Origin of the sequence: Psychrobacter sp. P11G3, from assembly GCF_001435845.1 — a bacterium.
Classification (GTDB): Bacteria; Pseudomonadota; Gammaproteobacteria; order Pseudomonadales; family Moraxellaceae; genus Psychrobacter.
The window spans coordinates 2,128,238-2,141,604 of the sequence record NZ_CM003596.1 but is presented as its reverse complement, the minus strand read 5'-3'; the positions used below and the strand labels follow the sequence as shown (position 1 = coordinate 2,141,604).

General features: G+C 43.7%; 9 protein-coding genes. All 9 read left to right on the top strand.

Annotation, left to right across the window (positions count from 1 at the left end; all coding sequences use genetic code 11):
- The first annotated feature begins 28 nt into the window (after window positions 1-28).
- Window positions 29-313, top strand: coding sequence for a pyrimidine/purine nucleoside phosphorylase (locus AK824_RS08535; RefSeq protein ID WP_057760713.1), 285 nt, complete (start codon window positions 29-31; stop codon window positions 311-313).
- A gap of 211 nt (window positions 314-524) precedes the next feature.
- Complete coding sequence (locus tag AK824_RS08530) at window positions 525-1,655, top strand: DNA topoisomerase IB (protein ID WP_057760711.1); 1,131 nt, start codon at window positions 525-527, stop codon at window positions 1,653-1,655.
- A 308-nt stretch (window positions 1,656-1,963) separates the two neighbouring features.
- Window positions 1,964-3,679, top strand: a complete 1,716-nt coding sequence (locus tag AK824_RS08525; protein WP_057760709.1) for an AMP-binding protein — start codon at window positions 1,964-1,966, stop codon at window positions 3,677-3,679.
- A 72-nt stretch (window positions 3,680-3,751) separates the two neighbouring features.
- Window positions 3,752-4,543 carry an SDR family NAD(P)-dependent oxidoreductase gene (locus AK824_RS08520; RefSeq protein ID WP_057760707.1) on the top strand — a complete coding sequence of 264 codons (792 nt, stop codon included), beginning with the start codon at window positions 3,752-3,754 and terminating at the stop codon, window positions 4,541-4,543.
- 111 nt (window positions 4,544-4,654) lie between these two features.
- Window positions 4,655-5,236: a L,D-transpeptidase family protein gene (locus AK824_RS08515; RefSeq protein ID WP_057760705.1), complete on the top strand. Its 582-nt coding sequence runs from the start codon at window positions 4,655-4,657 to the stop codon at window positions 5,234-5,236.
- A gap of 309 nt (window positions 5,237-5,545) precedes the next feature.
- The gene (gene clpB, locus AK824_RS08510; RefSeq protein WP_057760702.1) at window positions 5,546-8,143 is read left to right on the top strand and encodes an ATP-dependent chaperone ClpB; all 2,598 of its coding nucleotides are present in this window, start codon (window positions 5,546-5,548) and stop codon (window positions 8,141-8,143) included.
- 207 nt (window positions 8,144-8,350) lie between these two features.
- A complete protein-coding gene (locus AK824_RS08505) occupies window positions 8,351-9,634 on the top strand; it encodes a PQQ-dependent sugar dehydrogenase (protein WP_057760700.1) in 1,284 nt (427 codons plus the stop codon).
- Window positions 9,635-9,813: 179 nt separating this feature from the next.
- Window positions 9,814-11,457 carry a BCCT family transporter gene (locus tag AK824_RS08500; protein WP_057760699.1) on the top strand — a complete coding sequence of 548 codons (1,644 nt, stop codon included), beginning with the start codon at window positions 9,814-9,816 and terminating at the stop codon, window positions 11,455-11,457.
- Between the two features lie 244 nt (window positions 11,458-11,701).
- Window positions 11,702-13,354 carry a BCCT family transporter gene (locus AK824_RS08495; protein WP_057760697.1) on the top strand — a complete coding sequence of 551 codons (1,653 nt, stop codon included), beginning with the start codon at window positions 11,702-11,704 and terminating at the stop codon, window positions 13,352-13,354.
- Window positions 13,355-13,367: the final 13 nt, after the last annotated feature.

Sequence of the window (13,367 nt, the reverse complement as noted above, 5' to 3'; positions counted from 1 at the left end):
AGCAACTAACATTTAATTAAGGAAAATTATGCCAAGCGTTAATAATTATTTTGATGATAAAGTGACTTCTATTGCCTTTCAAACGGCTACTAAGCCTGCGACTGTCGGCGTCATGGAAATTGGTGAATATGAGTTTGGCACCAGTGAATTCGAAACCATGAGTGTGGTAAGTGGCGCATTGACTGTTAAGCTACCAGAAAGTGATGAGTGGCAAACGTTTAACGCTGGCGAGCAATTCACGGTTGAAGCCAATCAAAAGTTCCAAGTAAAAGTAGACGTCGAAACCGCTTACTTATGTGTATACGGTAAATAACGACTTCTAAGTTATAGCAGTATCAAAACGAAAAACGCCAAGTATTTTATGCTTGGCGTTTTTTTGTGTGTCATATTTCAAATGAATTTTAAGCTACTATCCTGAAAACCATATTTTACACAGCATTACACTTTGTCTGTGCCAAATAAACAGCAAAAACTACCGTCATTAATTATGCTAAAACCATGAATTCTTAAAGGTATATAGGTTTATGACAAAGGCAAAATTACAGACTAGCCAGCAGACAATGACCAAAGACGTGCGTCATGATTATGAACATCTCGCACGCCGTGCCAATTTGCGTTATGTGAGTGACGACGAACCAGGCTACGAGCGTAGACGTTGGGGTCGCGGCTTTACTTATCGTGATGCAACGGGCAACACCGTCAAAGACAAAGCATTGCGTCAGCGTTTTGATGCATTGGTGATACCGCCCATGTGGTCAGAGGTGTGGATATGTCAAGATGAAAGAGGCCATCTGCAATCAACAGGCCGAGACGAAAAATCGCGTAAACAGTATCTGTATCATCCCTCATGGAACAACATCCGTGACCAAGCAAAATTTGATGCGATGATAGGATTTGCAGAGGCACTGCCCAATCTACGCGCGCAGGTGGAGGCAGATTTGGAAGCAGAGTCCTTATCGCGCACCAACGTGCTTGCTGCCGTTGTTAAATTACTAGAGACTACTTTGATTCGTATTGGCAATAGCCGCTACGCCAAACAAAACAAAAGCTATGGTCTGAGTACGCTACGCAGCAAGCATGTCAGTGAAACCGACAATGGACTGGCGTTTGATTTCGTCGGCAAAAGTGCAAAAGAGCATCATATTGAGCTACAAGACGAGCGATTAATTGACATCGTGCAGGCCTGTTCTGAGCTACCAGGCTATCAAATATTCAAATACTTAGATGACAACGGACATAAGCAAGTCGTTGACAGTAGCGATATCAATAACTACTTACGGATGCACACGTGCGGGATGGACTGCGAAAGCAAGCTATACAGCGCAAAGGATTTTCGCACATGGATGGCCAGTGTGCTCGCGGCAAGCTACCTATATGATGAGCTACAAACGACGGCAGGCGCTAGCATACTAGCCAGTGCACCAGAAAGCGCTGAGCGACAGCAATTAGTCACTGATATGGTAAAAAGTGTGGCAGCAGAGCTAGGCAACACACCAACCGTATGCCGTGCCTCTTATATTCATCCCATTGTCATTGAGCGCTTTTTGGCAGGGCAATTCTTTGAAACTTACAAACAAGCACGCCGTGGTCGAACCAAAAAATACCAAAGTTGTGAAGAGAAAGCGTTATTAGGGTTTTTAAGAGCTGATGTTTAAGTGTGAGGTTTTAGACAATAATATTGAAGTGTTAATTCTTTAATAGGAAATTGAAAATATGTGGCAGTACTTTGGCTATTGATTGTAGGTGTCTTAGCGGACTTATAGCGAATTAATGATAATTAGTTATAGACTATCTCTATTTCTATAAAATAAAAATGATACGTTATGTATTGAAATAAACGTAAAAATGCGTTACTAATAGAGCATGATAAATACGAATCTATGAAACGGTCTATAGGATGTGACCGTTTTGCAATCATAAATACCATTTTACCAGTTACCTGATATTGCTAAAGGATTAGCTTATGAACACCGCCTCTCAAACTCCGACGAATATTGATACAGATACTATCGTCACACCAAAAAACTATACCGATTACTATAATAATTTTGATATGGATACACTGCTGTCAGAAATATTTGGCGAGCATGTGGATGATCGTTTAAATGCTTATATGGCTTGTTGTGGTCGTCATGTACGTGATGGCCGCGCTGACAATACTGCGTTAGTACACGAAGATACCGCAGGCAATATAACGCGCATGACTTTTGGTGAGCTTGACAAAGCGAGTGCTCAAATCGCTAACTTGCTACAGTCGTATGGGGTAAAAGCGGGCGACAAGGTAGCGACGATGCTACCGCGCACGCCAGAGCTGCTGACCGTTGTATTGGCGACATGGCGTATCGGGGCGGTATATCAGCCGCTATTTACCGCTTTTGGCTATGATTCAATCAAATATCGGATGGACAAAGCCGACACCAAAGTCGTTTTTACTAACTTAGAAAATCGCAGTAAGTTTGAAGATTTGGCTGAGCAAACCAAAATGGTATTTGTCGGCAGTATAGAAGATGCCCAGACATGGGGTGACGATCATTATGGCCAGTCTATGGAAGCACAGTCGCAAACGATTGAACCAGTGATGCTTGATACGGATGCGCCATTCTTGCAAATGTTTACCTCTGGTACGGTTGGTAAATCAAAAGGGGTCAGCGTTCCGCTAGCCGCATTACCTGCTTTTTACCTATATATGCGTTATGCCATCGACCTACGCGAAGATGATCAATATTGGAACATGGCAGATCCAGGCTGGGCATATGGCTTGTACTATGCCATCACAGGGCCGCTGCTATTGGGTATCACGACTTACTTTAATGAAGTAGGCTTTGACGCGACTAATACGCGCGATTTTATGGTGCGACATCAGATTACCAATTTAGCCTCTTCACCAACTGCATTTCGAATGATGAAATCTAGTGGTGTGTTTGATATTATTAATGAAGACGCTCATAACGATACTAATGCTAAGCTGTCTTTACGCTGTGCCAACTCGGCAGGAGAGACACTGAATACCGAAGTGGTCAACTGGGTTGAAACCTATCTGGCGTGCCAAGTCAAAGACCAATATGGGCAAACAGAAACCGGCATGACCTGCTGTGCGCATCATGCACTGGCGCATGACTGTCCTGTTGGCTCGATGGGTATGGCGCTCCCAGGTCATACGCTAGTCGTATTAGATGATGATATGAATGTACTGCCCGATGGTGAGCAAGGGCAACTGGCAGTCGTGGTCAGTCAGTCACCAGCGTTTTATTTCCGTGGTTATAGTTGGAATGAAAAGCAAGCCTTTGTAGATGACTATTATCTGACAGGCGATGTGGTCGAGCGTCATAGTGACGGCAGCTACTGGTTCTCAGGACGTGATGATGACATTATTATTACCGCAGGTTACCGTGTAGGGCCTACTGATGTTGAAAATACCGTATTAGAGCATGAAGCAGTCGCAGAGTCTGCGGCGGTAGGTGTGCCCGATGAAGTGCGCGGCCATACCATCAAGTCTTATGTGGTACTAAAAGATGGCATCGAAGGCAGTGAGCAAATCGCCAAAGAAATCCAAGAGCTGGTACGTAAACGTCTATCCACTCATGCCTATCCGCGTGAGGTTGAGTTTGTGACCGAGCTGCCAAAAACGCCAAGTGGCAAGATACAACGCTTTTTGCTGCGTAGTCTGTCTGCTGCATAAATGAGTTGGTAAAGCGTCCATAAAGTTAATAGAAAAATATCTAATAAAAAGTAAAAATTTAAAGGAATAATCATGCAAGTTAAAGAAAACAGCTTTTTGGTCACAGGCGGTGCATCAGGTTTGGGTGAATCAGTGGCTCGGACGATTGTCGGGCAGGGTGGTAACGTCGTTATTGCTGATTTAAATGAATCAGCAGGGCAAGCATTAGTCGCTGAATTGGGTGATAATGCGCGCTTTGTACGCTGTGATATCACTAACGGCGATGAAGTTCAATCAGCGGTCGAAATGGCAGAATCAGCTTTTGACGGTCTACAAGGTTCAATCAACTGTGCTGGTATCGTAGTGGTACAAAAACTGCTAGATCGCGATAACAATCCGGCAGACCTTGAGGCATTTAGCCGCGGAGTCAATATCAATCTGGTTGGTTCATTTAACGTCGCTCGTTTGGTCGCTGCTAGCATTGCCAAGCGCATAGCGAATGACAGTAGTGCAGGCGACCATGTAGAGAAGAACATAGATCAAGGTATTATTATTAATACAGCCTCTATCGCCGCCTTTGACGGTCAAGTAGGTCAAGCCAGCTATTCTTCGTCCAAGGCAGGCGTGGCTGGTCTGACCTTGCCACTTGCTCGCGAGCTGGCACGTCATGGCATCCGCGTGATGACTATCGCACCAGGTGTCTTTGCTACGCCGATGATGGACAGTATTCCTGAAAAGGCACGCGAACAGTTAGAGGCAGGTGTGCCATATCCTAAACGTTTAGGCGCTCCCAATGAGTTTGCCAAATTGGTCACTCATATCATCGATAATGCTTATCTAAATGGTGAAGTCATTCGCTTAGATGGTGCTATTCGTATGGTGTAGCAGTCTAGTGAGTGATTCATCACTTTTGCACAAAACGTATCTACAGAATCTGGCATAGTGCTTTGATACATATGATTAATGACAAAAAATTAATTATGGGAATCAAAGTCTATGCCATTTTTTTATAAAAAACATTATTCATCAAATGAGCAGCGTACGCCTTGGTTGCCCATTATCATTGGTCTTAGTCTTGCTACCATTGTCAGCACCAGCGCTATTGCTTATGCCAAAAGCACCTCAAAACCCGAAAACCCCATTCCTCCTTCTATAATCATTGATAGAGTCTTTGTCGATAAATCAGATCGTGTCTTAAAACTGATGAGCGATGGTAAAGCCATTAGGTCGTATCGTATTGCGCTAGGGGGCAGTCCATCAGGTCACAAGCAACAAGAAGGTGACCAGCGTACGCCAGTTGGGGTCTATACATTAGATTATAAGAATGAAAATTCCATTGCCCATCGTTCTATTCATATCAGCTATCCCAATGATGAGGATAAGGCACGAGCGCAGTCATTAGGAGTCAATCCGGGTGGCGACATCATGATTCATGGGCAAATGAATGGCTTTGGATACTTGGCATTGTTTAATCAACGACGTGATTGGACAGATGGTTGTATCGCTGTTGCCAATGATGAGATGGATGAAATTATGGCAGCGGTGACACTTGGTACTCCTATCGAAATCGTGGAGTAGCATAGTCGGATTATGATTGGGTCCATGCTAAATAGGTACATTGCTTATTACCGTATTTAATGGAGATTTCTCTTTAACTTATATCAATAAAGTGGCGTTTCCTATCTATTAACTATCTTTAACTGATATTAATAGCTCCTTTAAATATTATTAATAATAAATATCATTGCTTTAAGTAAGGTTTTATTTGGTAATCGTCTTGAAATAGGTGTATATATACCTTATATAAGTGACAGATAACAGTGGGCACTAGACTAAGATAATCCTTAGAGGTGCTACTGAGAATACCAATTATAAAAGGATATAGACATGAGATTTGAGAAGTTTACTCAAAAACTGCAGTCCGCCATTCAAGAAGCACAAAGTCTAGCGTTAGGTCGCGATCATACAGGTATCGATCCTGTGCATTTGCTTGCCGTGTTGCTACAAGATGAGTCTAATTTATCTATCTGCCAACAAGCAGGTGCTTCTATTCCAGCGCTAAAAAATGGCGTTGCTAAAGCACTAGATAATCAAGCGACCATTTCGGAGCCGACAGGTGACGTCAACCTAAACCCAAACTCGGTCAAAATCTTGAACTTGGCAGATCGTCAGGCGCAAAAAGAAGGCGATGATTTTATCGCAACAGAATGGGTCATGTTGGCACTTGCTGAGCAGGGCGAAACCAAGAAAATCTTTGAAAGTGCAGGCGTAACGGCAAGCAAGCTAAAAGAGGTAATTGAGCAATTGCGCGGCGATGATACGGTAAATAACCAAAACGCAGAAGATCAGCGTGATGCGCTCAACAAGTACACGATCAACCTGACTGAACAAGCAGAGCTTGGCAAGCTAGATCCAGTCATTGGCCGTGACGAAGAGATTCGCCGTACCATTCAGGTGCTATCACGTCGTACTAAAAATAACCCTGTGCTCATCGGTGAGCCGGGCGTTGGTAAAACGGCTATCGTCGAAGGCTTGGCACAAAAAATCATCAATGGTGACGTACCAGAAGGACTACGCCGTAAAGAAGTGTTGTCGTTGGATTTAGGTGCGCTAATCGCTGGGGCAAAATTCCGCGGTGAGTTCGAAGAGCGCCTCAAAAGCGTATTGAGCGACTTGGCCAAGCAAGAAGGCAATGTCATCCTATTCATCGATGAGCTGCATACGATGGTTGGTGCGGGTAAATCTGAAGGTGCAATGGATGCGGGTAATATGCTAAAACCCGCACTAGCACGCGGTGAGCTGCATTGTGTCGGAGCGACGACGCTTGATGAATACCGCAAGTACATCGAAAAAGATGCAGCGCTTGAGCGTCGTTTCCAAAAAGTGCTGGTCGATGAGCCAACGGTCGAAGATACCATTGCGATATTACGGGGTCTAAAAGAGCGTTACGAGCTGCATCACGGCGTCGATATTCAAGACAGTGCCATTATCGCTGCTGCGCGCATGAGTCACCGCTATATTACCGATCGTAAGCTACCAGATAAGGCGATTGATTTAATTGATGAAGCGGCCAGTCGTCTGCGCATGGAGATGGATAGCAAGCCTGAATCATTAGGTAAGCTTGATAGCCGTTTGATTCAATTAAAAATGCAGCGTGAAGTACTCAAAAATGAAGAGGATGCTGGCGCGCAAGCAGAACGAAAAGTGCTTGATGCGCAAATAGCTGAATTGGAAAAAGAGTATGCTGATCTCAATGAAGTGTGGCAAGCAGAGAAGGCACTGGTCAAAGGCAGTCAACAGCTAAAAGACGAGTTGGATAAGGCCCGTATCGCCTATGACAAGGCTAGCCGCGAAGGCGATTATGAGACCATGAGTAAGCTGCAATACGAAACCATTCCGCAGTTAGAACGTCGTATTCATGAGTCTGACTTGGCTGAGCAAAAAGAGCAAACAGGCGAAGGTAGCGGTGTCAAATTGCTACGTAATAAGGTGACAGACAACGAAATCGCCGAAGTGGTTGCGGCCGCGACTGGTATTCCAGTCAGCAAAATGATGCAAGGCGAGCGTGATAAGATGATCGCAATGGAAGAAAAGCTCCATGAGCGCGTCATTGGTCAAAACGAAGCGGTCGAATCGGTGGCCAATGCGGTACGTCGTAGCCGTGCAGGCTTATCTGATCCCAACCGTCCTTCTGGTTCTTTCTTATTCTTGGGACCTACTGGTGTTGGTAAAACTGAGCTGACCAAATCACTAGCAAACTTCTTGTTTGACTCTGAAGATGCGATTGTACGTATCGATATGAGTGAATATATGGAAAAACACAGTGTCAGTCGCCTTGTAGGCGCGCCTCCAGGCTATGTCGGTTATGAAGAAGGCGGTACGTTGACTGAAGCGGTACGCCGTAAGCCGTATAGCGTCATATTGTTCGATGAAGTAGAAAAGGCGCATCCTGATGTGTTCAACATCTTACTGCAAGTATTGGACGATGGTCGCTTAACCGATTCGCAAGGTCGTGTAGTAGATTTCAAAAATACCGTGATTATCATGACCAGTAACTTGGGTTCACATAAGATTCAAGAGATGGTTGGCGAAAGCTATGAGGATATCAAAGCAGAAGTAATGGATTCTGTTGGGCAGCATTTCCGTCCAGAGTTCGTCAATCGTATTGACGAAATCGTAGTCTTCCATCCGCTTGGTATGTCACAGATGGCAGGTATTGCGGATATTCAACTGGATCGATTGCGTCAACGTATCCAAGAGCGTGAGATGGATATTGAGCTGTCAGCAGATGCGATGAATAAATTGGTTGCCGTGGGTTATGACCCTGTTTATGGTGCTCGTCCTTTAAAGCGTGCCATTCAACAAGAGATCGAAAACCCATTGTCATTGAAACTATTAGCAGGTGATTTTGTCGCTGGTGATATTATCAAAGTCGATGTAGGTGCCGATGACAAGCTAACTTTTGATAAGCTTAGAATGAGCTAATTGTATTGGCTTTGACGTCTTTATAACCCAATTGTACGCTTAAAACAAACCCCTTATCTACAATCGTAGGTAAGGGGTTTTTATTTATAAGGAGCGTTTTACGTTACTGTTTTTTTACCATTTCAATATCTCTTAAGTCTCAGGACTATGCTATAACTAAATCACAGACTAATAGTGTCAGTATCAACTGAACGGAGAAACAGAACGATGACAGCCCATATTGAACGTATAAATATACCTTTAACTTCGCCGCTAATCATTGCAGCATTGCTGTTTAGCACTGCCGCGTGCTCCAATCCTTCAGCAGTAAGTACTAGCAATAATAAAAGTACCGCAACAGAGTCTACAGAGGTTTCCACTTCAGATAGCAATGCTCAAACCGTCACACAAACCACTACACAAACAAAGACTAGCAAGCCTGACTTTACCACCAAGGCAATCGCTACCTTTGATGAGCCTTGGGCAATGACAGCGTTACCCATTGCAGATAGCACAGCGCCAAAATTACTACTAACACAAAAAACAGGTGAGCTATTTATCGTAGATACAGCGACGGGTAATAAGACCAAAATCGAAGGCACGCCTACAGTCGCTTACGGTGGTCAAGGCGGCTTAGGAGACATCATCGTGGCTCCAGATTTTGCGACGTCCAATACCGTCTATCTTAGCTACGCAGAAGCAGGAACAGGAAATGATAGCAATAAATTTGGTGCTAAAGTGATCAAAGCGACACTCTCAGGATTAGAGACAGCCACACCTACGTTGCAAGATATCACGCCTATCTGGCAACAGTCTCCGAAAGTCACAGGGCAGGGACATTATAGTCATCGCCTGCTGTTTTCACCCGATGGACGCTATTTATATATCAGCTCAGGCGAACGTCAAGACAAAGACCCAGCACAAGACATGAATAGCAATCTAGGTAAGATAATACGGTTAAGTCCTGATGGTAAATCTCCAACAGACAATCCATTCGCTGATACGGGTGATGAGATAGCCAAACAGTTTTGGACTATCGGACATCGCAATGTACTGGGTATGGCATTTGACGATAGCGGACAGCTTTGGGCGCACGAGATGGGACCAAAAGGCGGGGATGAATTTAATATTATTGAGAAGGGTAACAACTATGGCTGGCCAGTGGTATCCAATGGACGAAACTATTCAGGTCTAGATATTCCTGACCATGATACAAAGCCAGAGTTTACGGCACCCAAAATTACTTGGACACCTGTCATATCACCATCTGCTATGAGCATCTATGCGGCTGGTACTCATAATGATTTTCCTAGCTGGCAAGGCAATGCTCTTATCAGTGGTTTATCGTCTAAAGCGCTTATCGTAGTGGGCATAAACGACGACAATACCGCAGCTGGGCGTTATCGCTATGACATGGGAGAGCGTGTACGCAGTGTGCTAGCAGTAGACGGGCAAGTGTGGGCACTTGAAGATGGTAATGATGCACAATTACTCAGATTATTACCCAAATAACATCGAAACAATATTGAAAAAACATCGAATTAACGTCGTATTTACCTACCTGTATATTTAATTATTTTAATAAAACTATTGAATTCTTTTAGAGTAAATTAATAGTTTTATTTTGTAATAGATTGATAGTTAAGACCTATTTTGTTAAGGTAACGTTCCTTGAAATTTGAGACTTGCACATGGAAGAAGTAAAAGTAGGCAGATTAGGACCTTTTCCGCGGGTAAGTAAACCTGTGTTTATTACATCGTCACTGCTGATTGTTGGCTTTATTATTTTCGGTGCGTTTTTCACCGAAACAGCAGGGGCTGTTTTTAGTTTTTTACAAAATTTTATTACCGATAAGTTTGGTTGGCTATTCATTATTCTGGTCAATACCGCGCTCGCGCTTTGTATCTACTTGGCAATGAGTCGCTATGGTGACATTCGACTAGGTAACCAAACAGAACGACCGCAGTACAATCTGTTCTCTTGGATTGGCATGCTATTTTCTGCAGGTATTGGTATTGGTCTGGTTTATTGGGGTACAGCCGAGCCGCTGTATCACTTTATGGCACCACCAATGGGCGATGCAGAGACAGTAGAAGCCGCCAAGCAAGCAATGAATATCTCGTTTATGCATTGGGGTCTACATGCTTGGGCAATTTATACGATTGTAGCGCTATCTTTAGCGTATTTTCATTTCCGTCGTGGCCTACCATTATCGATTCGATCTACTTTGTATCCTTTACTTGGTAAAAAGATCTATGGTCGTTGGGGACACACGGTCGATATCTTGGCTGTGTTTGGTACGATGTTTGGTGTAGTTACCTCGCTCGGGCTTGGGGTTATGCAGATCAACTCTGGACTCGAAAAGCTGTTTGGTACGCCTAACAGTCTTACCGTACAGTTTGGCTTGATCGCTTTCATCACAGCGCTAGCGGCAGCTTCAGTCTTGATGGGTTTGGATAAAGGTATTAAGCGTTTAAGTGATATCAATATTGGTTTTACTATCGTCTTATTAGCGTTTATGGTTATCTTAGGACCAACGCTATTTATCTTTGATAGCTTTATCGAAAACATCGGCAACTATCTGACCGTGATTGTACCTCTAGGTACATGGGGTGAGTCTTATAGCGGTACAGATTGGCAAAGTAGTTGGACGATATTTTATTGGGCATGGTGGGTTAGCTGGGCACCATTCGTTGGTATCTTTATTGCTCGTATCTCTCGTGGTCGTACGATTCGTGAGTTTACGCTTGGTGTATTACTGATTCCAATGCTGATTTTGTTCTTTTGGTTTACCACCTTTGGCGGCGTTGCTATTCATATGGAGCTTGCTTCTGCTGTGTCAGGTGTTAGCCCAGGATTGGTTGAAGCAGTACAAGCGGATTCTGGTAGTGCCATCTTTAAGTTGGTTGAGTATTACCCATTGGCAAAACCGATTACGCTACTGATTGTCGTCATGATTATGCTATGGTTTGTGACCTCGTCAGATTCTGCTAGCTTTGTCATCGATATGTTGACTGCTGGTGGCGATACCAACCCACCGAAAATCCAGCGCTTATTTTGGGCAACGACAGAAGGCGTTATCGCCGCTATCTTGCTAGCGGCTGGTGGATTGTCTGCGCTACAGGCGGCGGCTATCGTAGCGGGACTACCGTTTGCCTTAGTAGTCTTTGTCATGATGTATGCGCTACTGCGTGGTTTGAGTCGCGATCGTCTGATTCTATACAGAGCGCAGCAAGGCTTTATTACGGATGAATCAGCAGACCATAACTCAGCGAATGAGTTCGTCGATGAGCATCTGCTAAAAGGGCCACCTAAGATTGTCAAAGGTGACTAAGAAGTAGGTAGCATCCAGATAGCTACTTAAGCTTTTGATAGAAGAAGCCCCAATTTAAAAGTAAATTGGGGCTTCTTTATTGGGTAAAGATATTTAAATTTATTCAGAACAAATTCAGATTGTTGAACTATTATTGCTGCAATGTTACTACGATTTCTATACATTCGGCAGTATTTACATGGTGTTATATTTAGTGATTCGTTCATACCTTGGTATGGTTACGCACTTTTTTTGGGATATACCTATGGATCATGTAAAAGTTGGCAGGTTAGGCCCTTTCCCGCGGGTAAGTAAACCTGTTTTTTTAACTTCAGCATTACTTATTATTATATTTATTGTTCTTGGCGTTTTTTTTACTGAATCTGCCGGTACGTTGTTCAGTTTTCTACAAGGCTTTATTACCGATAAATTTGGTTGGTTTTTCATTATTCTCGTTAATGTAGCCTTAGGACTTTGTGTTTATTTGTCTATGAGCCGTTATGGCGATATTCGTCTTGGTGCTCAAACTGAGACACCACAGTACAGTCTATTTTCGTGGATCGGTATGCTGTTCTCTGCTGGTATCGGTATTGGACTTGTCTACTGGGGTACAGCAGAGCCCTTATATCACTTTATGGCACCGCCACTTGGTGAAAAGGAAACGATAGAAGCCGCCAAGCAGGCGATGAATATTACCTTTTTACATTGGGGCTTGCATGCTTGGGCATTGTACGCAATTGTAGCGCTATCTTTAGCCTATTTCCATTTTCGCCGTGGCTTACCACTATCGATTCGCTCAACCCTTTATCCTATACTGGGTAAAAAAATATATGGCTCGTGGGGTCATGCCGTTGATATCTTAGCCGTATTCGGTACGATGTTTGGTGTGGTGACGTCACTCGGTCTTGGCGTTATGCAAATTAACTCAGGGCTTGAGAAATTATTTGGTATTCCTAATAATCTCACAATACAAATCGCTCTGATTGCTTTTGTTACTGCTTTGGCCGCCTGTTCTGTCATGATGGGCTTGGATAAGGGTATCAAGCGTCTAAGCGATGTGAACATCGGTTTAACGGCTATTCTGCTTGGTTTTATGGTCGTCTTAGGGCCGACGCTTTTCATTTTTGATAGCTTCCTAGAAAATATCGGTAACTATCTTTCAGTGGTTATACCATTAGGTCTGTGGGGTGAGTCTTATGAAGGTGAGGCAAACTGGCAGTCAGCATGGACAATATTTTATTGGGCATGGTGGGTAAGTTGGGCACCATTTGTCGGCGTGTTTATTGCTCGTATCAGCCGTGGTCGTACGATTAGAGAGTTCGTACTTGGGGTATTACTTATCCCTATGACCATATTGTTCTTTTGGTTTTCAACTTTCGGCGGCGTTGCTATTCATATGGAGCTGCTCGCTGCTATTGATCCAGCGTTGGTTAGTCCTGGACTCGTTGAAGCGGTACAAACAGATTTTGGTAGTGCCATTTTTAAATTGGTTGAGTACTATCCATTGGCGCAACCCATCACATTTATGATTGTGATTATGATCGTATTGTGGTTCGTGACCTCATCAGATTCAGCAAGTTTTGTCATTGATATGCTGACGGCTGGTGGTGATACCAATCCGCCAAAGATTCAACGTTTATTTTGGGCAAGCACTGAAGGCGTCATTGCTGCTGTTTTGTTAGCTGCTGGTGGATTGAGCGCGTTACAAGCAGCCGCTATCGTAGCAGGATTGCCATTTGCCGTGGTTATATTTGCCATGATGTATGCGCTACTGCGTGGTTTGAGTCGCGATCGACTGATACTATATAGAGCGCAGCAGCATTATATTACTGAAGAATCAGCAGATCACAACTCGGCAGCTGAATTTGCTGATGAGCATCTGCTAAAAGGGCCACCTAAGATTGTAAAAGGTGACTAAAAAGTAGGTAAAA

Coding starts and splice junctions, on each gene's coding strand:
- AK824_RS08520 (WP_057760707.1), top strand. CDS start 3,752: ATGCAAGTTAAAGAAAACAGCTTTTTGGTCACAGGCGGTGCATCAGGT.
- AK824_RS08535 (WP_057760713.1), top strand. CDS start 29: ATGCCAAGCGTTAATAATTATTTTGATGATAAAGTGACTTCTATTGCC.
- AK824_RS08530 (WP_057760711.1), top strand. CDS start 525: ATGACAAAGGCAAAATTACAGACTAGCCAGCAGACAATGACCAAAGAC.
- AK824_RS08500 (WP_057760699.1), top strand. CDS start 9,814: ATGGAAGAAGTAAAAGTAGGCAGATTAGGACCTTTTCCGCGGGTAAGT.
- clpB (WP_057760702.1), top strand. CDS start 5,546: ATGAGATTTGAGAAGTTTACTCAAAAACTGCAGTCCGCCATTCAAGAA.
- AK824_RS08525 (WP_057760709.1), top strand. CDS start 1,964: ATGAACACCGCCTCTCAAACTCCGACGAATATTGATACAGATACTATC.
- AK824_RS08505 (WP_057760700.1), top strand. CDS start 8,351: ATGACAGCCCATATTGAACGTATAAATATACCTTTAACTTCGCCGCTA.
- AK824_RS08495 (WP_057760697.1), top strand. CDS start 11,702: ATGGATCATGTAAAAGTTGGCAGGTTAGGCCCTTTCCCGCGGGTAAGT.
- AK824_RS08515 (WP_057760705.1), top strand. CDS start 4,655: ATGCCATTTTTTTATAAAAAACATTATTCATCAAATGAGCAGCGTACG.